The sequence below is a fragment of the Candidatus Woesearchaeota archaeon B3_Woes genome (assembly GCA_005222965.1).
Classification (GTDB): Archaea; Nanobdellota; Nanobdellia; order Woesearchaeales; family B3-WOES; genus B3-WOES.
The window spans coordinates 900641-926239 of the sequence record NJBG01000001.1 but is presented as its reverse complement, the minus strand read 5'-3'; the positions used below and the strand labels follow the sequence as shown (position 1 = coordinate 926239).

Annotated in this window: 28 protein-coding genes and 1 tRNA gene; 13 read left to right on the top strand and 16 right to left on the bottom strand. The window is 30.5% G+C overall.

Annotation, left to right across the window (positions count from 1 at the left end; all coding sequences use genetic code 11):
* Both CEE44_04985 and CEE44_04980 read right to left on the bottom strand, forming a co-directional pair.
* Positions 1-2652 carry an ATPase gene (locus CEE44_04985; protein ID TKJ17847.1) on the bottom strand — a complete coding sequence of 884 codons (2652 nt, stop codon included), beginning with the start codon at positions 2650-2652 and terminating at the stop codon, positions 1-3.
* Positions 2653-2773: 121 nt separating this feature from the next.
* Positions 2774-3733 carry a hypothetical protein gene (locus tag CEE44_04980; GenBank protein TKJ17846.1) on the bottom strand — a complete coding sequence of 320 codons (960 nt, stop codon included), beginning with the start codon at positions 3731-3733 and terminating at the stop codon, positions 2774-2776.
* A gap of 131 nt (positions 3734-3864) precedes the next feature.
* Between CEE44_04980 and CEE44_04975 the strand changes: the two genes are divergently transcribed.
* Positions 3865-5097, top strand: coding sequence for a hypothetical protein (locus tag CEE44_04975; GenBank protein TKJ17845.1), 1233 nt, complete (start codon positions 3865-3867; stop codon positions 5095-5097).
* Positions 5098-5120: 23 nt separating this feature from the next.
* Complete coding sequence (locus CEE44_04970; GenBank protein ID TKJ17844.1) at positions 5121-6455, top strand: hypothetical protein; 1335 nt, start codon at positions 5121-5123, stop codon at positions 6453-6455.
* A gap of 129 nt (positions 6456-6584) precedes the next feature.
* Here the strand turns inward: CEE44_04970 and CEE44_04965 are convergent, their stop codons facing one another.
* Both CEE44_04965 and CEE44_04960 read right to left on the bottom strand, forming a co-directional pair.
* Positions 6585-8504, bottom strand: a complete 1920-nt coding sequence (locus CEE44_04965; protein TKJ17843.1) for a hypothetical protein — start codon at positions 8502-8504, stop codon at positions 6585-6587.
* Positions 8505-8541: 37 nt separating this feature from the next.
* Positions 8542-8931, bottom strand: coding sequence for a hypothetical protein (locus CEE44_04960; GenBank protein TKJ17842.1), 390 nt, complete (start codon positions 8929-8931; stop codon positions 8542-8544).
* Positions 8932-9055: 124 nt separating this feature from the next.
* On the opposite strand from CEE44_04960, the gene CEE44_04955 reads away from it, so the two are divergent.
* The 4 genes from CEE44_04955 to CEE44_04940 all read left to right on the top strand — a co-directional run bounded on the left by CEE44_04955 (position 9056) and on the right by CEE44_04940 (position 13952).
* On the top strand, positions 9056-9616 hold the full coding sequence (locus CEE44_04955) for a hypothetical protein (protein TKJ17841.1): 561 nt from the start codon (positions 9056-9058) through the stop codon (positions 9614-9616).
* A 75-nt stretch (positions 9617-9691) separates the two neighbouring features.
* A complete protein-coding gene (locus CEE44_04950) occupies positions 9692-10063 on the top strand; it encodes a hypothetical protein (protein TKJ17840.1) in 372 nt (123 codons plus the stop codon).
* 59 nt (positions 10064-10122) lie between these two features.
* On the top strand, positions 10123-11187 hold the full coding sequence (locus tag CEE44_04945; GenBank protein ID TKJ17839.1) for a hypothetical protein: 1065 nt from the start codon (positions 10123-10125) through the stop codon (positions 11185-11187).
* Positions 11188-11207: 20 nt separating this feature from the next.
* Entirely contained in the window at positions 11208-13952 is a 2745-nt protein-coding gene (locus CEE44_04940) for a hypothetical protein (GenBank protein ID TKJ17838.1), read from the top strand.
* A 12-nt stretch (positions 13953-13964) separates the two neighbouring features.
* Here the strand turns inward: CEE44_04940 and CEE44_04935 are convergent, their stop codons facing one another.
* Entirely contained in the window at positions 13965-14351 is a 387-nt protein-coding gene (locus CEE44_04935) for a hypothetical protein (protein ID TKJ17837.1), read from the bottom strand.
* A gap of 106 nt (positions 14352-14457) precedes the next feature.
* On the opposite strand from CEE44_04935, the gene CEE44_04930 reads away from it, so the two are divergent.
* Entirely contained in the window at positions 14458-15153 is a 696-nt protein-coding gene (locus tag CEE44_04930) for a hypothetical protein (GenBank protein ID TKJ17836.1), read from the top strand.
* Positions 15154-15223: 70 nt separating this feature from the next.
* Here CEE44_04930 and CEE44_04925 read toward each other — a convergent pair.
* The 3 genes from CEE44_04925 to CEE44_04915 all read right to left on the bottom strand — a co-directional run bounded on the left by CEE44_04925 (position 15224) and on the right by CEE44_04915 (position 15939).
* Positions 15224-15298: transfer RNA gene (locus CEE44_04925), tRNA-Arg, on the bottom strand.
* Positions 15299-15447: 149 nt separating this feature from the next.
* Positions 15448-15729, bottom strand: a complete 282-nt coding sequence (albA, locus tag CEE44_04920) for a DNA-binding protein Alba (protein TKJ17835.1) — start codon at positions 15727-15729, stop codon at positions 15448-15450.
* Between the two features lie 21 nt (positions 15730-15750).
* Positions 15751-15939 carry a 30S ribosomal protein S17e gene (locus tag CEE44_04915; GenBank protein ID TKJ17834.1) on the bottom strand — a complete coding sequence of 63 codons (189 nt, stop codon included), beginning with the start codon at positions 15937-15939 and terminating at the stop codon, positions 15751-15753.
* A 94-nt stretch (positions 15940-16033) separates the two neighbouring features.
* Between CEE44_04915 and CEE44_04910 the strand changes: the two genes are divergently transcribed.
* Positions 16034-16306, top strand: coding sequence for a hypothetical protein (locus CEE44_04910; GenBank protein ID TKJ17833.1), 273 nt, complete (start codon positions 16034-16036; stop codon positions 16304-16306).
* Here the strand turns inward: CEE44_04910 and CEE44_04905 are convergent, their stop codons facing one another.
* Entirely contained in the window at positions 16307-16582 is a 276-nt protein-coding gene (locus CEE44_04905; protein ID TKJ17832.1) for a hypothetical protein, read from the bottom strand.
* Between the two features lie 45 nt (positions 16583-16627).
* Positions 16628-17260: a hypothetical protein gene (locus tag CEE44_04900; protein ID TKJ17831.1), complete on the bottom strand. Its 633-nt coding sequence runs from the start codon at positions 17258-17260 to the stop codon at positions 16628-16630.
* Positions 17261-17335: 75 nt separating this feature from the next.
* Between CEE44_04900 and CEE44_04895 the strand changes: the two genes are divergently transcribed.
* Positions 17336-17725, top strand: coding sequence for a hypothetical protein (locus tag CEE44_04895; GenBank protein ID TKJ17830.1), 390 nt, complete (start codon positions 17336-17338; stop codon positions 17723-17725).
* Here the strand turns inward: CEE44_04895 and CEE44_04890 are convergent.
* Positions 17720-18181 carry a hypothetical protein gene (locus CEE44_04890; GenBank protein TKJ17829.1) on the bottom strand — a complete coding sequence of 154 codons (462 nt, stop codon included), beginning with the start codon at positions 18179-18181 and terminating at the stop codon, positions 17720-17722. The genes CEE44_04895 and CEE44_04890 overlap by 6 nt on opposite strands.
* 91 nt (positions 18182-18272) lie before the next feature.
* On the opposite strand from CEE44_04890, the gene CEE44_04885 reads away from it, so the two are divergent.
* Both CEE44_04885 and CEE44_04880 read left to right on the top strand, forming a co-directional pair.
* The gene (locus CEE44_04885; GenBank protein ID TKJ17828.1) at positions 18273-19535 is read left to right on the top strand and encodes a DNA helicase UvrD; all 1263 of its coding nucleotides are present in this window, start codon (positions 18273-18275) and stop codon (positions 19533-19535) included.
* Between the two features lies 1 nt (position 19536).
* Positions 19537-20103, top strand: coding sequence for a nitroreductase (locus CEE44_04880; GenBank protein TKJ17827.1), 567 nt, complete (start codon positions 19537-19539; stop codon positions 20101-20103).
* A 115-nt stretch (positions 20104-20218) separates the two neighbouring features.
* On the opposite strand, the gene CEE44_04875 is transcribed toward CEE44_04880, so the two are convergent.
* The 4 genes from CEE44_04875 to CEE44_04860 all read right to left on the bottom strand — a co-directional run bounded on the left by CEE44_04875 (position 20219) and on the right by CEE44_04860 (position 23316).
* The gene (locus CEE44_04875; protein TKJ17826.1) at positions 20219-20725 is read right to left on the bottom strand and encodes a hypothetical protein; all 507 of its coding nucleotides are present in this window, start codon (positions 20723-20725) and stop codon (positions 20219-20221) included.
* A gap of 118 nt (positions 20726-20843) precedes the next feature.
* Positions 20844-21947, bottom strand: a complete 1104-nt coding sequence (locus CEE44_04870) for a signal recognition particle-docking protein FtsY (protein ID TKJ17953.1) — start codon at positions 21945-21947, stop codon at positions 20844-20846.
* A gap of 124 nt (positions 21948-22071) precedes the next feature.
* Positions 22072-22500 (bottom strand): prefoldin subunit alpha, encoded by a 429-nt coding sequence (pfdA, locus tag CEE44_04865; protein ID TKJ17825.1) that lies wholly within the window; start codon positions 22498-22500, stop codon positions 22072-22074.
* 45 nt (positions 22501-22545) lie between these two features.
* Positions 22546-23316, bottom strand: a complete 771-nt coding sequence (locus CEE44_04860) for a hypothetical protein (GenBank protein TKJ17824.1) — start codon at positions 23314-23316, stop codon at positions 22546-22548.
* 185 nt (positions 23317-23501) lie between these two features.
* Here CEE44_04860 and CEE44_04855 point away from each other — a divergent pair, with 185 nt between their 5' ends.
* Entirely contained in the window at positions 23502-23918 is a 417-nt protein-coding gene (locus tag CEE44_04855; GenBank protein TKJ17823.1) for a hypothetical protein, read from the top strand.
* On the opposite strand, the gene CEE44_04850 is transcribed toward CEE44_04855, so the two are convergent.
* Complete coding sequence (locus tag CEE44_04850; protein ID TKJ17822.1) at positions 23911-24171, bottom strand: hypothetical protein; 261 nt, start codon at positions 24169-24171, stop codon at positions 23911-23913. The two genes, CEE44_04855 and CEE44_04850, sit on opposite strands and share 8 nt — an antisense overlap.
* Positions 24172-24379: 208 nt before the next feature.
* On the opposite strand from CEE44_04850, the gene CEE44_04845 reads away from it, so the two are divergent.
* Entirely contained in the window at positions 24380-25492 is a 1113-nt protein-coding gene (locus tag CEE44_04845; GenBank protein TKJ17821.1) for a hypothetical protein, read from the top strand.
* Positions 25493-25599: the final 107 nt, after the last annotated feature.

The following is a 25599-nucleotide window of genomic DNA, read 5'->3' as shown; positions in this document are numbered from 1 at the left end:
TTAAGGTATTGGACTTATTCTTTTTCTTTTTTTTATTAATTTATTAAATATTTTTATGATTTCTCCAAATATTAAAACAGATGATGAAACAAGTAGTATGTATATCCAATCTTTTAGATATAGTGTTGTTGTACTAAATAGGTTTTGCATAAATGGTGAATAGACAACCAGTAATTGCAGAGCTATTGATATTATAATTGCTATAATTAGTTTCATATTTGAGAAAATACCAATTTTGAATAAGGAATGTTGATCTGATCTTAGGTTTAAGACGTTAAACATTTGGAACATGACTAAGGTTGTAAATGCTATTGTTTGTGCATATACTAAATTTATGTTTGGATTGTATATTTTAAATATTCCTAGAGTACCTACCATCATTATGATACCTATAAAAATCATTTTTATTGCTCTTGATTTATTGATTATATTTTCTTTTGGGTTTCTTGGTTTTTTTCTCATGATATGTGGTTCAGTAGGATCAACACCCAGAGCTAGAGCTGGTAGTCCATCTGTAACTAAGTTAATCCATAAGATTTGTAGAGCAATTAGAGGTAGGGCATTTGCAAAGAATGGTGCCATGATTAATGCTACAAAGATTGTTAGAATCTCTCCTATATTTGATGATAAGAGGTATTGGACAAATTTCTTTATGTTGTCATAAATTCCTCTTCCTTCTTCAACTGCATTTACAATTGAAGCAAAATTATCATCAATTAGAATCATATCAGAGGCTTCTTTTGCAACATCTGTTCCAGTAATACCCATTGATATTCCTATATCTGCTTTTTTTATTGCAGGAGCATCATTAACACCATCTCCAGTCATTGCAACAATATGTTTGTTTTCTTTTAGAGCTTCAAGAATTTTTACTTTGTGTGATGGATTAACCCTTGCATAGATAGATATATTTTCAACGTGTTCTTTTAGGTTTTGGATGTTGTCTAGTTCTGCTCCATCAATTGCCTGGCCTGTTATTCCTAACTCACGGCCAATTGCTTCTGCTGTTACTTTAAAATCTCCTGTAATCATTACAACCTTTATTCCTGCCTGCTTGCATTTTTCTATTGCTGTTTTTACTTCTTCTCTTGGCGGATCAATCATTGCTTGTAATCCAATAAATATTAAGTTTTTTTCTTCGAGTTTGTTTGATGGTTTGAATGCAAATCCTAAAACTCTTAAGGCTTGTTTTGCAAATGTTTCATTGATTTGTAGAATTTTTTCTTTTTCTTCTTGTGTTAATTTTTTTATTTTTCCATTTTTGTATACCCTATTGCAGTAATTAAGTAAAACATCTGGAGCGCCTTTAGAATAAATTGTTTTTGTGCCTTTAATGTTGTGTAGTGTGCTCATTCTTTTTCTTTCAGATGTAAATTCTATTTCATCTATTCTTGGGTATTGTTCTTCAAGTTTTTCTTTTAGAAGTTCTGCTTTTGCAGCACTAACAACCAAGCTTCCCTCTGTTGGATCTCCTATAATATCTCTGTTTACAAATTTTGCGTTGTTGCATAGAGTTCCTGCTGTTAAGAGTAATTCAATTTCTTTTATGTTAATCTTTTCTTTATTATGGTAGAATTCTCCTTTTGATTCATATCCTCTCCCTGTAACTGTAATTGTTTTGTCGTTTATGAAAAGTTTTCTAACAGTCATTTGATTTAATGTAAGAGTTCCTGTTTTATCAGTACAGATTACAGTGGTGCTTCCAAGTGTTTCAACAGAAGGCAGTTTTCTGATTAGTGCGTTTCTTTTTACCATTCTTTGGGTTCCTAATGCCAAAGAAATTGTTACAACTGCTGGCAATCCTTCTGGAATTGCTGCAACTGCCAGTGATATTGCTGTTATGAACATTGTTATTGTATCTATTCCCGCTAGGATTCCTGTGAAGAAAACTAAAAAGCAGATTATTATTGTTGCTAATCCAAGTAGTTCTCCTAATTTTTTTAATTTTATTTGCAAGGGTGTTAGTTTTGTTGTTTGTTTTTGGATCATCTTGGCTATCTTGCCAATTTCAGTATCCATTCCTGTTCTGATTACAGCTGCTTTTCCTCTTCCGGCAGTTATGATTGTTCCTGAGAAAACTATGTTTTTTCTGTCTGCTACTGGTGATTTTTTATTTAAGGTTTTTATGTCTTTTGTTACTGGTGTTGATTCTCCTGTTAAGCTTGCTTCCTGGGTGTGTAGATTTATAGATTCTATTAATCTTGAGTCTGCAGGAATCTTTTCTCCTGTTTCCAGAATAATGATATCTCCTGGAACTAGTTCTGTTGAATTAATCTTTTTTTCTTTTCCATCTCTTAGTACTACTGACTGTTGTGAAGCTAGTTTTTTTAATGCTTGAATAGATTTTTCTGCTTTATATTCCTGAACAAAGCCCAAGATGGCATTTAGGATAAGAATGATTGCTATTACAAATGCATCAATCTTATGGTCTATTATTAATGAAACTATAACAGCTATGAATAAGATTGCTACAAGAAAGCTTTTGAATTGTGAAATAAATATATTTAATGGAGATATTTGTTCTGTGTCTTTTATTTCATTAGGGCCATATCTAATCAATCTTTTGTTTGCTTCTTCCTGAGTCAGCCCTTTATCTTTTGTTTCCAGGTTTTTCAGAGTTTCTTCAATTGATTTAGTATGGTAATCAGGCATTTTACTAGTCTACTACTGTAGAAGAATGTATTTAAATGTTTTTATAAACTAGACAAAGAAGATATCTAAGACATTTGGTATTGCTTTAAGTCTTGTGAAGATTTCTTTTGAAGTTTTTGGATTATGGCATAAACAGGAACTTGTGCTCCTTATACCATAATAAGTGATGATATTTCTTTATGTCTTTGCCGAATGTTTTTCTGATATCATCAAGTATCTCTCTGAACTCTTCATAACTCTGCACTTCAAGCTCTATTTCTATGTCGTTTTCGCTTATTGTTTCATACGCGTAGATAATGTTTTTGTGTTTGTGAGAGTATTCTAACAATCCTTTTTTTATGTTTAAGTCTTCCAGTTGGAACTCTATCTTATACCAGTAATAACCTATTTTCTTTAGATCAATTATCACTCTGAACTCAACTATTATTTTCCTTTCAATCAACTTCTTTATTCTGTAGTTGATGTTTGTAACACTTATTCCTGTTTGTTGTGAAAGATCTACTGAACTCATTCTTGCATTTGGAGCTATTAATCTTAAGAGTTCGATATCCTTATCGTCAAACTTTGCCTTTTCCTGCGAGAACATTGTTTTTACAGGAGGAAGTTCTATTTTATCATCCAGCAAATAAGTTCTTTTGTAGATATAAAACTTCGAGTAGATTGCCATGTTAAAATCATGAATGAAGTTTCCAAATCTTTTGACTAAATCTTCTTTTATATCATGGAACTCGTAGATGTTTTTTACCCAGCAGGCAATTCCTAGATCCCTGAATCCATCGATGCTGTCAACCCACCAGAAATTTGGATGTTGCTTGTAGTACTCTATTATTTCTTTTTCCTGCTCAGGAGAATCTCTCTGGAACTTTATGAAGAATCTGCAATTAAGATAGCCAAGCTTAGTGACATCAATTAGTGTCTGGTAGCCTCTGATTACGCCTCTTTTTTCTAGTTGCTTTATCCTATATTGTATGACTTCTCTACTGAGTCCTACTTTCTTTGCTATCTGGTTGTAGGTCTGCCTGCTGTTTAAATCTAGATGGTAGAGTATTCTTCGATCTTTCTTATCTAGTTTTATAAGCATAATATCTACTAATCTGGTTGTATTTATATACTTTGTGGTTAAATAGTAAAAAAATCAATGAAAAGTTTTATATAATTGTTGAAATACTTTAACTACTAATAAGTAAATAAAAATTAAAAGGTGAATAAAAAATGAAAACAAATCAAACACAAGAAGAACAAACATTAACACTAAAAGAAATAGTAGCACAACTAGATAATGAAACAAGAGGTTTTCAAGCACCTCTAAAAACTCTTAGGTCACATTATCAGACTGTTGAAGACTTAACTGAAAAGGAAAGTTTCTTAATTAATCTTCATGATAAAAGAGGAAGATTATCTGAAGATGAGAAAAGTTCACTTATAAATTTTATCCTACATGAAAAAGGAATAAGCAGGCACCATCTAGAAGTTGCACACGTTGAAGCATATGAGTCAGAGAAACACAATCCTGAACGAGTAAGCGAGATGTATAAGTTTATGCTTGATAAAATCTCAGAAAGCACAGGCGAAGAATTGAATTATCTAGACAATGTAATTTTGTCCACTAAATCTGAAAGAATACTCGAACAAGCGCTTAGCATTGCAAGAGATAAAGAACAAATGCTAGGGGAAGAACAATTTACTAAAATACTTCGTTCTGCAGCCAGCAAATATAACAAACTAGGCAATCCAAGAAAAGCAGTCGAATTATATGAAGAAACAGACGATCTATTAAGAATAGTAAAGTTAAATGCTAATGGAACAAGCACGAAAAAAGCAAACGAAAAATTGAAAATATTAGCAATAGCAAAAGCTAATGAACATTTTGAGAATAAAGAATATTTACAAGCGTTTAATGCTGCTAAAGGATATGATCAACAACTTGCCAGAACTATGGCCAAAGAAGGAATAAGAAATTCTAATAACTATTCTGAAAAACACACTCTATACAAAATACTTGACATGGAACCTGATGAGCAAACAAAAAATCATGTTGAAAAACAAAGACTTGATGATTACCGGACAACAGTTAAAGAAGATGTCTCTTTCGCGTTTTTAGATGAAGAATACGCTGCGGGAGGAGATGCATCGAAAGAGTTATCTTTCTGGTATGCAATTGAAAAACTAGTAGAAAAAGGATTTGCTGAAGAAGCAGAAAACGCTATCACTGAAGCGATTACCTATAAAGAAGAAATGAAACAATCAGAGATTAGCGAACAAGAAGGAGAACGTTTTCTTCAAGTACATAGATTGCTAGGAGGAGAGAACTACCTTGACAAAGCAATATCCGCTTTCAAAAGACATGGTCAATATGACGAATTAACAATACTTGCAACAGAAGCTGGAAATAAAAAACAAAAACAGATATTCAGGTCAATAGATGCGTACTTGAAGCTAGAGTAATAAACATGGAAAGTGAATAAAAAATGGAAACAAATCAAACACAAGAAGAACAAACATTAACATTAGCAGAAATAACAGCACAATTAGACAACACACAACACAACCTAGATTGTGGAGGGTGGGGTTATATGTCTGAAAGAGAAAGATTTCTGATAGCATTTGCAGGAGAAATAATAACGAAGCACACAACAAGTTCTGTATCTATGGACGTACAAGGCTTCCAGCAAGACTCTGAGTTCTCAGAAATAATTGATCTTATGATTGAAGATGAGAATCCAAAAAGAGAATATTTAACATTTGCGGAAATAGAAGCGGATCGGATAATGAACATTGACCCTAAACGTGCTGAAGAAATGTACACATACATTTCCAACACAGTCATCAATGGGTTTGATCATGATTTTGAAAAAGTTCTTCGAGGGACAACTTCTGAAGACACAATTGATAAGGTTGTTAAAAACATCAAAGAAAAAGCAAACACTTTATCTTTATCAAACGAAATCGATGCACAAGATGAAAGACAAATTTTTAGAGCTTCTCTCAGCACAGTTGCACAAGGATACAAAAGAATAAATGCAGATAAAAAAGCAGTAACTTTATTCAAAGAAATTTACGAATCTCTCATAGCAGAACCAACAAAAAGGCAGTCTTATTTAGCACACTTGAGAGAGGCTCTAATAGGAATCAAAACAAATCCAACAAACAGAAAATGGGTTGAAAAAAAAGTTATTAAACACACACAAGAAATAATCAACGACGGCCAATATACTAACCCTTATACCAAGGCAATTTTCTTTGCTAAAAATATTCATCCAGAATATGCTAATAAAATAGCACAAGAAGGAATAGACAATGTAAACAATGATGTAAGCAGTTATGATAAGATACACTGTCTTAAGCATTTAGAGTTAGAAATAGATGTGCAGACAGTAGAGGAAAGGAAAAAAGATGATGTACAAAATAGCTTGTATGAACTTATAATTTCTGCAACACATTTGTCAGAACGTATTTTTATGAAGTATACTGACTCACTTGCTGAGCGTTTCTTAACAGATGCTGAAAAGTTAATTAGCAATGGGTACAAAAGTAAAGTTATCGAAGCGGTTGATGTAGTCGTATCTAAAGAAAAAAGGCAAACGAAACCTGACAGAAATAAGGGTGAATTTCTTCTTCAAGCACTAGAAATAACCGGAGAAGACAAATACTTACCACAAGCAATGACTGCATTTCAGGAAGAAATGAAATACGAAAAAGCATTAGAGATAGCAACACAGATAGGAGACATAGAACATCAGAAACTATACGATGCATTAATCAAAACAGGAATAGCGAAAACAAGTTTGTACTTTAGTATTTAAAAGGCAAAAAACTGAGTTGTGAATAAATATGAAGAAGTTGATGAAAAATTAAATCAACACAACATCTCTACATAGAATTATTCGGGAAAGAATGTGTTAAAGGTTATATTATTGAATATAATGATAAAACTAGACAAAGAAGATATCTAAGACATTTGGTATTGTTTTAAGTCTTGTGAAGATTTCTTTTGAAGTTTTTGGATTTATTTTCTTTATCTTAATTATAAAAAAAACTCTTTTCTTGGATATTTTTGTTGTTACAGATTCTAATTTAAGACCATATTGTGAGAAAAGATTAAGTATTTCTGATAATAATCCAACCCTGTCAGTAACTTTTATTCTAAATGTGTTAGAATCTATTTCTGTTTCCTTAATTTTCCAAAAAACATTTACTCTTTTTGTTTTATCAAAAACAGACATCTGAGGACATTCTATATTGTGTACAATTATTATGTTGTGGTTGTATTTGTAACCCATCACAGGGTCGTTTAGTCTAGGATTACAGCACCTTGCAATTTTTATTTTGGCTTTTATTGTTGGATCTTTAAGCTGTAATTTATGAGCTATGCTTGATTCTTCAAAAGAGGGTATTGTGATTTTGCTTCTCTTCATTGTAAGTCCAAGAGAACTTCTTATTTTGGATTTTGCACGATTTGTCTGGACAATATTAAGCCATGAGCTAGAGGGGTGGGCTTTTTCTTTGGTTATTATGTTAACTACTTGGCCGCTCTTTAATTTATAGTCTAATGGAACTGCTTTTCCATTTACAATAGCTGCAGAACAATGATTTCCGATTGAAGTGTGAAGTTCGTAAGCAAAATCCAAAGGTGTTGAGCCTTCTTTTAATGGAATAGGATCTCCTTTTGGTGTTAATATTATTATTTCGTTTTCATAAAAATCCATTTTAAGGTTTTCTATAAACTCTTTTGCGTTTTTTGAAAACCTTCTCCATTCTATTGCTTGTTTAAACCATTGGATACGCCTGTCAAATTCTTTGTCTCTTTCTGTTCCAGCATATCTCCAATGAGCAGCAATACCTCCTTCTGCTTCATAATGCATTTTAAGATCTCTTATCTGGATTTCCAGTACTTTATTATAAGGACCATAGACGGTTGTGTGCATTGATTGATAGCCGTTGTCTTTTGGGTATTTTATATAATCTTTGAGTTGTGTTTTTTTGTGAGGCCATAGATTATGCACTAAATTTAATGCTGCGTAACACTCTCTTTCATTAGAAGTAATTATTCTGATACCAATTAAATCGAATATTTCATCAAATCTCTTATCCTTTTTCGTCATCTTTTTGTAGATGCTGTAGAAATATTTTGCTCTTCCAAATGTTTTTGCTTTTATATGGTTGTGTTCAAGTTCTTTTTGGATTAGGTTAACAATCTCTATTGTTTGTTGTTCTCTTTTTGTTCTTTTTTCACCAATCTTCTTTTTAAGAGATTCGTATGTTTTTGGTTCTAGGAATTTTAATGAAAGGTCTTCTAATTCTCCTTTAATAGTCCATAATCCTAATTTTTCAGCAATCGGTGCAAATATATCTAAAGTTATTCTAGCTATCCTTTTTTGATTCCCTTGATTTATGTATTTTAGGGTTTGCATGTTGTGGAGCCTGTCTGCTAACTTGATTAAGATTATTCTAATATCTTTAGATGATGCTAGCAAAACTTTTCTTATATTTTTATTAGTATATTCTTCCCTGCTTTGAAATTTTATCTTTTCTATATGAGTTAAGCCATCAACAATATTTGCTATTTCTTTATTGAATTCTTTTGATAGTTGTTCATATGTTATTTTTGTATCTTCTATAACATCATGTAAAAGAGATGCGCATATTGTGGCAGAATCTACATTAAGATCCATTAGTGTTCTTCCAACTGCAATTGGATGAGAGAAGTAGGGTTTGCCTGATGCTCTTTTTTGGCCTTTGTGGGCTTTTTTTGATAGATTGAATGCTTTTTCAATTATTTTAAAGTCTGCTTTTGGATTATAACTTTTAACTTCCTCTAGGAATTTTTTTAGTGCAGGTACTTTTGTTTCCATGATGAGGGAGTAGTTTAGAAGTATAAAAGATTATTGGTTACCAATTAAAGACCCATTCTCTTTTTTTGTTGATTTTTTTTAGTAAGTCTTGGTCTATTTTCATTGTTTTTGCTTCTTCTTTTAGAATTTGAGAAATCTTTTTTACTCTTTCGCCTGTTATGTCTATGTCTCTATCAAACATAACAAACATTTCAAGGAATTTGTCCCATGCCTTTATTTCTTCTTCTAACAGTTTGATTTGTTTTTTGCCATCAACTTCTGATCTTTCTTTTGCTCTTGCTTTTTTTACTTTAGCGACTAGTTCGTAAAGATCTTTTACGTCTCTTCCTACATGAGCTAAGAAGTCTACTATAGAATGAATATCTCTTTCAAAATCTTCTGTTTCTTCTAAAGGCCTCTTTTTTTTGACAATGTTGAATATACCCATATAGTTCTTTATTAATTATTGGATATTTAAATTTATTGTTTTTTCGTTTTTATAAATTTAATATCTACTAATAAGTAATAACAAAACGAAAGATTTATATATTAGTCTTTTTATACTTAATAACATGGTAAAAAATAGTTCAATTGATGATATTTTTTCAGAGCTTCGAAAACTTGAAACAGAAAGAGAAGATATTAAATTTAATACTGGTGCAAGCGAAGAAGAAATAGAATCTCTTAAGAGGGAATATGCCGTAAAAGGGAGTGAAATATCAGATGATTATCTAGCTTTTTTAAGATTTTCAAATGGAGCTGAGATTTCAGATATATATTTTCATAGTATAAGTGAACTGGAAGAACATCTCTTATTATATGATACAAATCCAGAAAGTGGAAAAGAGATTGAGGGTTGTGATGATGTTGTTGAGATAGCATCTGATAATGGTGATCCAATTACGATTGATGTTAATTCAGAATATCTAATTATGCAAGGACGTGTTTTAAATACAGCTCATGATTCAAGAGAGACTATGGTTGTAGCTAATAATTTTAATCAGTTTCTACGTCTGTTGGTTGATGGTGTTAAACAACAGTATAAAGATGAATCAGATATAATGTTAGATAGATCAAGATATTGGTTGCAAGAAGGATATAAACCAACAATGGATTTCTTAAGTTTAGAATAATTATGTTTTAAAAGTAATTTATGAACAATTTTAATATATAGATAATTTTATAAACATCTTTTCTATAATAAATTTATGAAACCTGATTTACCTAAACCATTTAAAGATGCCATTATCTATGAAGATAAGAAATTGTATGTGTGTCTTGCTAACTTTCCAATTGTAAAAGGTCATACTGTGGTTGTCTGGAAAAAATCAATTAAAGATTTGCATCTATTATCAAAAAAAGATTATAAGTACTTAATGAATAAAGTTGATGATATCAGAAATGTGTTGATAAAAACATTAAAAATTAAAAAAGTATATTTGATATATATGGATGAAACATGTCATGTACATTGGCATCTCATTCCGCGATACAATGAAAAAGGATACAATGTATTTTTACATAAACCTAAGAAAATCAAAGATTTTTCTTTAACAGGAAAGATCAAAAAGAAGCTATAATTTATTTAATTATTCTAAAAAAAAGAAAAGTTTAATAATAATAATATTTAAATTATATTATGGAAGAAAAAGAGTTTCTAGAATGGTTAGAACGCGAGGATATTCTTAACCTAGCTAAAAAATATTCAGGTTATTTTGCTAAAGTTCTTAAACAATGTTTGAATGTTGGTAAAGAAAAGGTTTTGTTGGTTGGTGATGTTGGTTATCCTACAAGAAGGGTTGCTCCTTTGTTGACTGCTTCTTATTATTTAGCAGCAAAAGAGCTTAAATTAGATGTTGATCTTGTTTTACAAGAACCTAAAAGAGGGTTAGATAAGGCTGAAACAAAGATTGTTAAGAAATTATTTGATATGCCAATAAACAGTACAATAATTGTTAATATGTCTGGAAAGATTGGTATGATGGATCATGTTGGTAAAAGTTTTAGGAAGTTTTGTACTACTCATAATCATAAGTTTGCATCTACTATCAGTTTAAGTTCAATAGATACTTTTATGGTTAAAGGTGTTATAACTGCTTTATCTGTAGATTATTCAAAAGTACAGAAAGATGATAAATTGCTTAAACATAAGATTGCTTCTGGTAAAGTTATGAAAGTAACTACCCGTATTGGTACTGATTTAACAATTGATTTGAAAAACGTTGATGTTAGAAGTGCTGATGGAAAGTATGTAAAATTCGGGATGGGTGGAAATTTGCCAGCAGGAGAAGTTTATTTTGCACCATATAATATAAATGGAAAGGTTGTTATCGACGGAAGTTCTCGTAATACAGAAGATGCTGTTTTGATACAAAAACCAATTATTTTGATAATTGAGGATAATAAAGTTGTTGCAATAAAAGGTGATGAAGAAGCTAAATTATTAGATGAAAGTCTAAAACAGGCAGAGGATAGAGCAAAATATCCTGAAAGAATTAGATATTTGGCTGAGTTTGGGATTGGTACAAATCCTAAAGCAAAAATAATTGGAGCTACTATTGTTGATGAGAAGGCTTATGGAACTGCACATGTTGCTATTGGCTCTAATTATTGGTTTGGCGGCAAAAACAAGACAATAATTCATTATGATCAGGTTTTTAAGAATCCTCTGATAAAGATTGATGGCAAACCTTTGAAATTTTAGGAAAGGTTTAAAAAGATTACATATATTTTAGTTCTGTGGCTAATAAAAAAAATTGGGTGTTAAATGTTGTAATTACAGTATTAATCCTGTTCTTTTTATTTATCAGTGGTTTGGTTGGTCTTTTGACTGATTATTTGTGGTTTGATATGTTGGGTTTTTCTTCTATTTTTTTAATAAGTCTTAAATCAAAAGTATTTTTGTTTTTTGTTGGTGGTTTTGTGTTTTTTTTCTTTGCTCTATTTAATTTATGGATATCTTCGAAATTTAGTGAAGCTAAGAAGAAAATTATTTCTTTTAAGACTAAATTAAAGATTGTTAGTATCCTATCTTTTTTTGTTGGTATAACTGTTTCTTCACAGTGGTTTTTGTTACTGCAGTATCTTAATCAGGTTCCTTTTGCAATAAAGGATCCTATATTTTTGAAAGATGTCTCTTTTTATATTTTTTCACTTCCATTTTTTTCAGTATTGTGGTTATTTGTTATGGCTTGTGTTATGATTACAACCCTTTTGGTTTTGTTTGATTACTTACAATCATTTATTTTAGGAACTAAACCAATAAATTTTAGGCAGACAGATGGGAAACATGATTTTGAAGCACCAGTACCTTCTTCTCCTTCATTTGATTTCAAAGATGTTTTATCAAAATTCAAAGCAAACTCAACTATTCATTTAACTGTTTTGGGTTGTTTAATTTTTATTTTACTTGCTATTAAGCATTATCTTACATTATTTTCAGTTATGTATTCTAAACAAGGCATTGTTGTAGGAGCAGGTTATGCAGATGTTGTTGCTTATCTTCCAATTATTAGGATTTTAATGATCTTGGCAATAGTTGTTGCATTAGTTTTTGTTGGTTGGATGTTGTTTTTCTCAAAACAGCTTAAGAAAAGACATATACTTGGTTATGTTGTTTTGATCTATCTTATATTTGGATTTGTTGGTCCAACAATAATTCCTGGATTAGTACAGTCTTTTATTGTTACACCAAATGAAATAAATTTAGAAAGGCCGTATATTGAAAACAATATTAAATTTACTAGAATGGCTTATGGATTATCTGATGTTGAAGAAAAGGATTTTTCTGTTGAGATGGATTTAACTTCTGATAAATTATCTAAGGCTTCTAAAACAATTGATAATGTAAGGATTTTGGATTGGAGGCCATTAGTAAAAACCTATAAACAAACTCAGGAAATAAGATTATACTATGACCTTTCTGGAATTGATATTGATAGGTATGATATTAATGGAAAGTATACACAAGTTATGCTAGCACCTAGGGAATTAGATCAAAATCAGATTATACAGAATGCCAAGACCTGGGTTAATATTCACATGGTTTATACTCATGGATTTGGAGTTGTAATGAGTCCTGTAAATTCAGTAACAAAGGAGGGTTTGCCTAATTTCTTTATAAAAGATATTCCCCCCATCTATACTGTTGATGATTTAAATATAAAAATTGATAAACCGCAGATATATTATGGAGAAAAGTATAATGGTTTTGTTTTAGTAAATACTAAAGCCAATGAATTTGATTATCCAAAAGGGAATACTAATGAGTACATAAATTATGATGGTGGAGGAGGAGTTGGGTTAGATTCTACTATGAAAAAATTCCTAATGGCTTTTAAATTCAAAGATGTTAAACTTCTTTTATCATCTGATATAACATCTGACAGTAAAATTATGTTCAGAAGAAACATAATAGAAAGAATTTCTAAGATTACTCCATTTATAGGGTTGGATGATGATCCTTATTTGGTTCTGCATAATGGAAGTTTGGTTTGGATTGTAGATGGATATACTCTATCTGGAAATTTCCCTTATTCAGAGAAGCAGAGTTCTATAAATTACATACGTAATTCTGTGAAAATAGTTGTTGATGCATATAATGGGGATATTACATATTATATTATTGATACTTCGGATCCTTTAATTATTACATATGCTAAGATATTCCCAAAACAGTTTAGATTGATTGATTCAATGCCTTTGGATCTTAAGAAACATATAAGATATCCAGAGGATTTGTTTAGAATACAATCAAGTATTTATAATACATATCATATGGATGATATATCTGTTTTCTATAATAAAGAAGATGCATGGCAGATTCCTCATGAGATTTATGGTGTTGGTCAGCAGGTAAAAGTAGATCCTTATTATATTATAATGAAATTGCCTGGTGAAACTGAAGAAGAATTTGTTTTAATGACTACTTTTACTCCAATTAAAAAAGATAATATGGTTGCATGGATGGCTGCACGTTCAGATGGTTCAAATTATGGCAAGTTGATATTGTATAAATTTCCAAAAGATAAGTTAATTTATGGTCCTTTACAGATAGAAGCTAAGTTTGATCAGGATTCTGAGATATCCCAGCAAATTACCTTGTGGTCACAGCAGGGTTCGCAAGTTACAAGAGGGAATTTACTTGTAATTCCAATTGATAATAGTCTTCTATATATTGAGCCTTTGTATATACAATCAGAGCAAGGACAACTTCCTCAACTTAAAAGAATTTTAGTTTCGGATGGTGAAAGAGTTGTAATGGAAGAGAGTTTTGATCTGGCCTTAGAAGCCTTGTTTGGCAAAGCAGTTAGTAAAAAGGTTGTTGTAGAAGGTGTATCTCAAAAGGATTTGATTAAAGAAGCTTCAATTTATTATGATCAGATACTTGATTCTATGAATAAACAGGATTGGATTGGATTTGGCACTAATTTTGATAAGCTAGGAGAAGTTCTAGGAGCTCTTAGATAAATTTTAGAAATCTTATGGGTTCATAGCTCTGGAGTCTCTTACATATCCACCTGTTCCTGTTTCAGCAGGTAGGGTGTTTATTATACGAGTCAGATTATTTGAGTACCTACATATTTGTGACCGTTTTAATCCTTGTAATAGTTCTTTAATTTGTGTTTCAAGTCTTTGATATTCTGGAGTTCCTTCTTGTCCTTCAAATTCTAACTTATATAAACCCCTTACCATATCTTCTGTTTGTTCATGTAAATCTATTTGTTCCTTAGGTGCTCCTGGTGAGAAATGAGTTTCTACTTGAGTCCAATCGACACCACATTTTGTATAGAAATCCTGTAATGTTGTATCTAATTCAAGAGGCATTACATGATGTTCCCTTAATTCTTCTATTAATTTTGCATCCATTGTTTTGATTAAGAAGGAGTTGTTCTTTATAAATGTTTCTATATTTGTTATGTAATAGTAGTTACAAATCAAAAGATTTATAAATATTAATAAGCCTGTTTCTCTTATGGAATATGCCATATTACCTGAAACTACATTAGCAGCAATTATTAGAGATGAAGCTATGAATCCGGCAGGTGGAATTGAAAGGTTTCTAAGAGCTACTCTTCCTCATGTAGAAGCTGCTGTAATTGTAGATACAGGATCAATTGATGGTACAAAAGATATATTATCTAGTTTAGATAAGGAATATCCTCATTTAGGAGTTTTTCACAGAGAGTGGGATAATTTTGCTCAATCTAGAAATTATTCTCTTTCAAAAGTTAAAACTAAAAGAGTTTTAGTATTAGATGCTGATGAACTATTAACTCATGAAGATTATGAAGTTATGGTTGAATCTATTGAAGAAGATATGAGAGTCACGTATCCGGTTTGGGGTTATGATTTTGCTTTCAGGATTATTTATCCAAATGGGGTACAATTAATAAATGAATATGATATGATGAACCCCAGATTATTTGAAGTTGAAGGAGTTGAATATGAAGGAAATATATATGGAGGAGATGAAGGTCTTAATTTATCTTTAGAAATAATCATGCAGGCTCCAGTTCGAATAAAACATTTTCTTCCATCAAAAGAAGCTAAGAATAGAAAATACCAGAATTGGTATTGTAAAGGAGAATTCTTATCAGTACAGCCCTGTGCTGCTGCTTTGAGAGATGGGTGGAAAGAGTTTAATTGTGGAAGGAATCTCTTTGAATAAAGGTAATTTAAATTTTCTATTTTTATTATGTTTCCAATTCCATCAATTTTGATGCCTTCTGATGTTTTAATGGGCCTAGGAGGATTTGAACCCCCATCCGCCGGTCCGAAGCCGGAAGCACTAATCCAGGTTATGCTATAGGCCCATTCAGAAATATAAATTTATGAATATATAAATTTAATGTAAAAAATTAAAATTTTAGAAATCGTATGTTTTCTTTTACATAGTACCAAAATCTCTGTAAGTAACTCTGTTCCACTTTATACATTTCCAGTTTCTGCATTTTTTATCCTTTTATTTCTTTTCAAGAACTACATCGATAGTAGACACTCTTACTTGTTTTCCCTCTTTGTTCTTGAAATCTTCTGAATCAATTTTTATGTCTTTTACTTGTATCTGGTCTACTAAAAATCTCTTCACTGCCACTTCTGCTACATCTACTGCTCTGGAAATAAACTTTCCTCTTGCCTTCACTGATACTTCTTTTGCTCCTTTTGTTGTAAATTGTAGTACAACTCCAGTCACATAGTTCATAAAAGACTTGTTCCCAATAAAAATTGTGGTGTCGTCTCCCATTTACTTCACCCCGTCTGTTGTTTATTCTCTTGTCTTTGTCAATCTAGTAACATAACCTGCAATAGTGTTTCTTAGTTTTTTTGATTTTACGTCTACAAAATCCCTTACTAGTTTCTTGTTTTCACTGAAATCTTTCTTAAATTCGTTACCATGCTCTTTCATTAATTGCTTGGTTACTCTCTTAATTTGCTGTGTTTTTATTCTTCCCATGTTATATCAGGTAGTTGAAGTATAATTCCTCCCTTATAAATTTAACTGTTTTAACACAGAAATACTTAAATATTAAGTTATATTAAGGTATTTTATGAAAGGGAATCTTGCTCAAAAGAGAAAGAAGGTTTATGGTTTTTTCTTATCTTTGCCACCTTTATTGGCTTTGGTTATGGTTTTTGTTCTATCTTTTACTAGTAAAACAGTTGAGGTTGCTCAGGAAGGTCTTATGTTAAGCCCTGTAAAGGATGGATTACCTATAATCTTTAGTTTGGTTATATATATTATATGGCATAGCTTGTTTGTTGGTATATTATATAGAAAGAAAATTGAAAAGGTTTTTTTAAAGATTTCTTATCGCAAGTAATTATCTTTTTCTTGCTAAATCTTCTCTTAATAGTTTTATTTCTTTTGCTTGATTAGAGTTGATAATCTTAAGCTCTTCTTTTGTGTTTTCGTTTATTATTGCCAGAATTAATGTTACAATTAGTATCAGCCATAAAAAGGTTGTTTGTAGAGCATCCCAACTAAGGCCTTTTTTAGCAACCATTCCATAAACAAAGAAATATCCGGTGATTATTACTAAAATACATACCAGTAGTAGTATTTTTTCAAATAGGCTTATTTTTCTTTTATGTAACATAGGAATATTGTCAATCTATTAGTATTTAAATGTTATTTACTTTTCTTAAGTAAGTAGTTTTCTTAATTCGTATAAAGATTGGATAGTTAATGTGGGATTTATTTCTGGGAAGATATGTTCTCCTCTGTTTAATAAAACGTCAAATACTTCTGCGTTTTTTGCTGTTAGTACATCTTCATCAGAGTTTCCAACATAGATTGCTTCTTCTTTTTTAACTTTTAACTTATTTAAGCATTCTAATAATCCCTGAGGATGGGGTTTGTATTCTACTCTGTTTTCCCTATTAGTTATTATAATCTCATCAAAGTTTTCTTTTCCTAACATATTAATTTCAACATGTGCAATATGAGATGGTGCACCTGTAACTATTCCTATTTTGAAGCCTTTTTGTTTTAATTCTCTTATAAAATCAATATCCTTATATAATTCTGTAAATTTTTCTCTTAGTTCTGGTATTTCGTTTTTTCTGTAAATTTCCCAGAATAATTCAGGATCTAATTTGAAATGATTTTTTATGATTTCATCTCTTCTTGTTTCAAACCAGAATCTGTCGATATGATGATCAGAAGAAGAAGTACCCAGTTCTTTAAGTGTTTGTCCTATTATCTTGTATCTGTATTCTGGTTTAGTATGAACCAGTGTTCCATCAAGATCAAAAATAACTGCTTTGTAAACCATAGTTATTGGAATTTTTACAGATTATATAAATTTTTACATAAATAATTTAAATAGAAGCGATATTTCATTAATAAAATGGGTTGGTTATTAGAAGATAGTGGATATGATGTTGATGAATTAGAGCATCTTATGCTAGAATTTTTTTCAGAACAAGGATTACCAATCCAAGATGAGTCTATAGTTGTAAAAGCACAACAAGGAGTAGGATGTGTTGAATGTTTGTATTTTTTACCAGATCATGGTTTGCACTATTCTTTTGTATTAGATTTTGCAACAAGGGTGTCGGATACTGGTGCGCTTTTTGTTAGAGATAGTGGGAATGGGTATGGTAGAAAACTTGAGGATGCAAGAACTAAGTTTTGTAGGAGAGTTGGTATGACTAAGATGGATCTTATTAGCGTAGAAGCTGATGCAGAAGGTTTTTGGGAGAAAATGGGTTATGTTAATGGTATGAAAACATTATGAAATAACTCTTATTTCCATTTTAGTTCCTTTGTCTTTGCCCATGACACTAAATAGGGTGAAGTTTCCTGTTTGATTAAAAGTATAACTAAATGTTTCCATTGGTTCCATTCTTGGTCCTAGAAATAATCCTTTAACTTCGTATATTTTATGAACTAATGTTGTTTCCTTATTTGCAAATATTACTATAGAATCTTTTTTAATAATAAGTTCTTGTGGAGCAAAATGAAAGTTTTGTATATCTACATAATATATTGGTTGTTCTTCTGGTTCTTCAACAACTGTTTTTGTTTCAATAGCTTTAACTGTTTCTCCTGTAATTTGTGGTTGTTTACATGTTTGCTCAGAACATTTTTTAGAAGGAATAAAAACAGCAACAAGAACTAAAATTAGAATTATAAAGATAAAAATCAATCTTTCAAAATTTCTTTCACTAATATGTAATTCTAAATACTCCATATTTAGTGTAATATTAATGGATTTTAAATAACTTTCTTAATAATGAGAAGGTTTTTATATAACTTTGTTCTAGTTGTTGTAGGGGTTTTAGATGGAAATAATAGCTGACTTGCATTTACATTCAAAATATTCAAGAGCTACTTCTAAACAGCTTGATATAGATAATTTAGAAAAATGGTCTAAAGTAAAAGGATTAAATCTGTTAGGAACAGGAGATTTTACACATCCTGAATGGATAAAAGAGTTAAAATCAAAATTAACAGATGATGGGAATGGAATTTTTAAAACGAAAACAGGGATGCCTTTTATTTTACAAACAGAAGTTTCACTAATTTATACTGATAGTGGTAAAGGCAGGCGTGTACATAATGTTATTTTGGCTCCTAATTTTGATGTTGTTGATCAAATAACAGAATATTTTCTCAAGAAAGGTAGAATAGATTATGATGGAAGACCTATATTCAAGATTCCGTGTCCTGATTTAGTTGAAAATATGATGAGCATTAGTAAAGATATTGAGGTAATTCCTGCTCATGTATGGACCCCTTGGTTTGGGTTGTTGGGTAGTATGTCTGGTTTTGATTCTATAAAAGATGCTTTTAAAGATCAGACAAAGAATATTCATGCTTTAGAGACTGGTTTAAGTTCAGATCCTGAAATGAACTGGAGATTGTCACAATTAGATAGGTTTGCTCTAGTAAGTTCTTCAGATTCTCATTCTTTTTGGCCTTGGCGTATTGGGAGGGAATCAACTCTATTTGATTTAAAAGAATTGACTTATAATAATTTGATTAAGGCTCTAAGAACAAAAGAGGGTTTAACAGGAACAATTGAGGTTGATCCTGCTTATGGAAAGTATCATTATGATGGTCATAGAAATTGTAAAGTATGTTTAAGCCCAGAGCAATCTACAAAATTAAATAAATTGTGTCCTAAGTGCGGCAAGGCATTAACAATTGGTGTTGAGCATAGAGTTGAAAAGTTAGCTGACAGGCCACTTGGTTTTAAACCAGAAGGTGCAAAAGAATTTAAGAAATTAATTCCTTTATCAGAGATAATTGCAAAGTTGGTTAATAAAGGAATTGCAACAAAAACAGTTTGGGATGTGTTTAATAGTCTGATGAGTAAATTTAATACTGAGTTAAATGTTTTACTTCATGTTCCTGAAGAAGAACTTGAGAAGGTAGTTGGTGCTAAACTAGCTGAGATGATTATTAAAAATAGGAAAGGTGAAATTGAAGTTCTTCCTGGTTATGATGGTGAGTATGGTGTTCCTGTTTTTTCAGAAAAAGATAGAGTTGTTGAAGAAGTAGAAGTAAAAAAACAGCAAAAGGGTTTGAGTGATTTTTTGTAAGATGATTGAGGAATCAATAAGACATAAAAGAACAACAAGGTTGTTTAAACAAGATAAAATAGACTATAAATTGTTGGAAAAATTTGTTGATTGTGCAAGAGTAAGTTCTTCTGCAAGAAATTCTCAGCCATTAGAGTATATTATTATTGATGATAAATCAGTTTTGGAAAAAATATTTCCTTTAATTGATTTTGGTGGAGAGATTTCAGGTGATAAAAAAGCAAAAAAGGGTTTTGAGCCAACTGCTTTAATTATTATTATTGTAAAAACCGGTTCTAGAGAATCTTATAAATATGATGTGGGTATAGCAGCTCAAAATATTGCTTTAGTGGCATATGAAAATAATATTGGAGTATGTATGATGGGTGCTGTTGAAAAAGAAGATATCCATAATGTGCTTGGTGTTTCAAGTGATTATTTTGTTGATTTGGTTATTTCATTAGGATATGCTGCAGAAAAACCAGTTCTAGAGGAAACAGATAGTGAACCAGGCTACTATAGAATGGATGATGTTTTGCATGTTCAGAAAAGAAGACTAAATAAAATAATTCATAGAAATAAATTCTAGGTCTTTCTTTCGATTTCGTATAACATCGGATCCTGTTAAATACCCCCGAGCCGTAGGCGAGAATGCAACGTGGTCGACCGAACGAAGTGAGGGAGAAGTTGAGAAAAAGGCCTAATTATAAACTTCTTCTATGATAAGGTACTAAGTCTTCACCAGTTTGTTTTTTGTGTTGTTCTAGAATAAATTTATGTGGGAAAGCTCTCATGAATAATAATAAAGTTGTTAGATACATTTTATCTGTTTTTTCATCATACTTAATCGAATCTAAACATTCAAAAACGGGGTGATTCAATAAATCATCTAGTTCAACATTAGGATTCATGTGAAATAGTAATTTATACAAGTCAGTTTTAACATCTAATGCAAGGATTTCTTTTTCGTCTGGAATTTGGATCAAATCTGGCATATGTGCTTCTAAAGCATATACTTGAAATTTTTGTACTCTTTCAAAATCTTTTACAACAATGGAAATTTTTGTATCTGGATGATATAGACCTTCATTAACTAAATCTTCATAGAAAAGTTTATGGGCGTCTGCCATTTCCTTAGATTTTTTCCTGTCAGTTTCAATAGTCCATCTATCTCCTACTGACATTGGTTCTGTGAGTGTATCTATTAACATATACTGATCAATTCAATAACTAATATATATATCTTGCTATTTTTTACCACTATGAAGTGACTTAAAAACAGATAAGGCCTTTTTCTCAATTGTATTTAACAACTATTAAACGAAGTATTTAAAGTCCTAGATTATCTAGAATAGTGTCTGAAGAGAATTCTTTTAAATCATTGTATCCTTGGCCTGTTCCTATGTACAAGATTGGTTTTTTGGTTATATAACTAACAGATAATGCAGCCCCTCCTTTTTCATCAACATCTGCTTTGGTTAGTATGATTCCATCAATTTCAATTGCTTGGTTGAATTTTTTAGCTTGTTCAGTACAATCATTCCCTGTTATTGATTCTCCAACAAAAATTTTCATATCTGGTTTTGCAACTCTAATTATTTTCTTCATTTCATCCAGTAAATTAGCATTAGAATGCATTCTTCCTGCTGTATCAATTAGAACAACATCTATGTTTTTTGATTCTGCATGTTTAATTGCATCAAAAGCGACTGCTGCTGGGTCTGATCCATAATCTTGTTTAATTAATTTGACATTTAATTTATCTGCGTGATGTTGTATTTGGTCGATTGCTGCTGCTCTGAATGTATCTGAAGCAGCCATTACACTGCTTATATTATTTTTTTGTAAAAGATGTGCTATTCTTGCGATTGTTGTTGTTTTACCAGAACCATTTATACCAACAAAACAGATTACATAGGGTTTTTTTTCTTTTATTTTTTCAAGTAAATTTATTTTATCGACTTCTAATATTTCTTTTATAGAATTTTTCAGAGTATTTTTAATTGTTTCATCTATTTTTGTTCTTGTTAGAGGTTTATCAACAAGATTTTGTTTTAGATCTTGTTTAATTTTATCTATGATTTCTATAGCAACATTATTTTCCATTAGAGCCAATTCCAGTTCCCAGAATAATTTTTCAAATTGTTCTTGATCTATTTTCTTTGTTGTTATTTTTTTGAAGATTCCTTTTTTTTCTTCTTCAACAGGTTTTTCTTCTTTAGGTTCTTCAATAATTGGTTCTTCTTTCTTTTCTTCGATTGGTTTTTCTTTCTTTTTCTTAAATCCAAAGAATGATTTTTTCTCTTTTTTAGGTTCTTCAACAATTGGTTCTTCTTTCGGTTTTTCAATAACAGGTTTTGGCTTTTCTTCTTTTACTTCTTCTTTCTTTTTTTTAATTGCTTTTTCTTTTTTCTCTTTTTTAGGTTTTTGAATAGGTTTTTTCTCAACTGGCTTTGGCTTTTCTTTAACTTCTTCTACAGGTTCTTCTATTTCATCAACTTTTTTAGAAAATCTAGAAATTGCTTTCTTTAATTTTTCTTTTAAACTATTAAACATTTTATTTTTCAATAAGCTCTTTAAGTCCTTTTTCAGCTTTTTTTGCTTCAACTGTTAATTGAGTTAAACTATCAACAAAAGTATTTTGGGTTTTTTGCATTTCTGTTAGTTGTTTGTCTAGAATCTTTTGAACATCTTCGATTGATTTTACAACTGCTGTATTTGAACCAACATTTACTATGAATTCTTTTGGTTCTTTTAGTTCTGCTTTTGCAAATATTCCAGAAATAATAGGAACAAGTATTTCTTTGCCTTTTTCTGATTTAGAAACATCATCTAATCCTTTTTTAGATTCGTTTACTTCGAATATTGTTTCTTCCATAGTTTGTATTTGCTTTTGTAACTCTACCATTTGTTGATTCATTGTATTCAACTGCATATAGAGCTCCTGTGCTTTTGCTTCCTTTTCCTTGTTCTTTTCTTCAGTCATTTTAACTTAACAGAGAATATGAAAACTGTTTAAAAAGCTTTGGATTTAAGAGTTAGTGTTTACTTCTGCTAATTCTTTGTTTATGTCCTGATTTGTCTTAAGATTTATTAGTATTTCGCCGAAATGCTCTTTTTGTGTAAGATTTACCTGGTTTTTGTTTGATAGATGTAATAATGGTATTAGTGTTAAAACCTTATCTTCTTTTGTTTCAGAAGGAATTAGTTTTGAAAATGTTAATTCTTTGTTTCCTGTAACAAAGAATTTTCTTATTTTTAGGTATAGGCTTTGCATTGTCAGGCTTATATTTGATTTTTTCTTTGGTAGTTCAATATCAAAAGAAGGTATATCTCTTACTACTCTTCTTTGTTTTACTTCTAATGCTTTTTCTAGTGCTCCCATTAGGTCATATATAGAAACCTTTCTTTTTCTTGGTTGAGGTAGTCTTGGGATTAAAGTTTGTGGTCCTTCTTCTCTGTTAGTTAATGCTTCATTAAAATCATCTTCAAAGAAATCTTCATCTTGCTGGCCTGCAATTATTCTGTCAAATTCGTCTAGATCTTCTCCAACTAGTTTGTTTGATTTTATTCTTAGTAAAATAGCTGATGCTAATAGAATTTTTCCAGATATACTAAAATCAAATTCTTTTAATTGTTTAACTACTTCTATGTATTTTTGTGTTAATTTGTTTATGTCAATGTCCCATGGGTCAATCTTTTCTGATTTTACTAGTTCATAGATTATAGACTGCCATGTTACATCGTCTTTTTCAAACAATATTTCATGTATTTGCTCGTTTGTTTGGGTGTTTTTCTGCATATGTTTAGGTTGATAGCTTTGTATTTAAATTTTTGGATAAGAAATCTTCTATAAAAAGAATTTGCTTTGTTTAATAGGTAACAGGGTCAGATGTTATAAGAAATATTACTCAAGCAACCCTTTTAATTTTTAACCATTAAATTTATTAGCAAATTATATAAAAGTAATATATTTTAATAATTAAAATGGCAGAAAAATATTATATTGATACTTCAATCTGGATGGATATCTATGAGGATAGAAAAGGCTATAATAATGAACCTCTTGGAGATTTTGCCCTTAAATTATTCTCTCTAATTAAAGCAAAGAACCATAATTTAATCATATCTTATCTCCTAATAAGAGAATTAGAGATGAATTACTCAATTGCAGAGATTAATGGCATGATGAAACCATTTGAGAAAATTATAGAGAAAGTTGTTGCAACAGCTGAGCAACGTGATGAAGCAAAGAAGATATCTAATGAACGAGATATTCCACCAGGAGATGTACTTCATGCTATCCTGGCAAGAGATAATAACTTTATTCTCATAACTAGAGATAAACATTTCAGAGAACTGGAAGATATCTCAGAGCATAATAAACCTGAAGACATCATTTAAGTTTCTTGGAGATTTCTTCAAAAGCCTTCATTCTTACTTTTTCGTAATCATTACCAGATACTTTCTTCTTTGCTGCCCCTTTTATATGAGCTAGTTCTATCATGGCTTTTTTAAGCCTGATTTCCTCAACTTTCTCTCTTAGAGCATTTCTAATAAACTCTGTTCTATTTTGGTAGCCTTCCTTTTTTACAACTGAATCTATATCTCCTAAAAATTTATCATCCAGCTTGACAGTTATCATTTCGGTTACCATATTGCTATTGTATATACAATGACTATATAAATATTACGGTTTTACAGTATTATAATTAGCTCTGGGGAAAGAATTTACTTCGTTAATAGGTGTTATATTCAATTTTCGTGCAAATATTATAAGGAGACCCCTCCGACTTATGTGATTACATATCAATTACATCGAAAGATTTATCTACAGTTATGAAATAATATAAGTTAGGATAGGTATGGATATTAAAATAAAGCAGTATGATGCAATTATAATTTACTCAGAATCTTTTGCAAATAGTGCAAGAGATAAGCAATATAGAGAAAAATTCCCTTTTTCATTCAAAGACAGGCGAGGGGGTTACAATGATAGCTATCTTTATTTTTTATTAAGATGCAAAAAAATGGGCATTAAGGCCGCTTTTGCAACATCCAAAGATATTATTGGATCTGGTCTTTTTCAGAGTTTTTGGACATATGATAAAGAATGGGTTAGAAATTATGGTAAAGCATATTCCCGAGTCCTTTTTGATAAATTCACTCCTTTTACTATCAAACAAAAAAATAAATTAAAATTGCTCACATCTTCCAAATCTGTTTATACGTTTAATAATGAAAAAATAAAAGATATTTTCCAGAATAAATTAAATACCTATAAACATTTTAAAGAATTTGCAATACCTACAGTAGAAATAATTAACTCTTCAAAACGAAAAATAATTCTAGCTAAAACCAATTTGGATAAATTATTAAAAAGGTATAGATATAGAGCTGATTTTAATGATAGTTATATAATAAAAGATAAAACAGGTGCAGGTGGCTTTAACATATATAAAGTAGATTTTGATAAATTTGGCTTTAAAGATATCATGAAACACTATGAATTAGACAAAAAAAGTGGAAAAATATTATCTTACATACTCCAACCATTTATTAATTGCAATAAGGGTTTTAGTATTGGAAAATATCATGGACTTATTGATTTGAGAGTTATAATACTAAACAATAAAATTATACAGACATATATAAGAATTGCAAGAAAAGGGAATTTTAAATGCAATGAACACCAGGGTGGAAATTTGGTTTACATGTCCATAAAAACAATACATAAAGACGTTCTAACTATGACCAGAAAAATAATTAAAAAATTAGAAGCAAAATTGAATTTAAAACATTCTCTGTACGCTTTGGATTTTATGCGAAGTAATAATGGAAATTTATATTTTATTGAAGGGAATACCAATCCTGGAATAGACTGGAACCCTAGAAAAAAGATAAATGAGATAAAATCAAAAGAACTAATAAATCTCATTGTTAATGAACTAAAATTAATTATTCAAGAAAGGGTTTGAATAAATCAACGGCTAGGTCGCAAGTTTTTAATTTTAGGCACGAAAACTTCGTTTTCCTCAACCCTACTGCGCTTTCTCCTTCGGCTCAAGGCAACTAACAGGAGTTT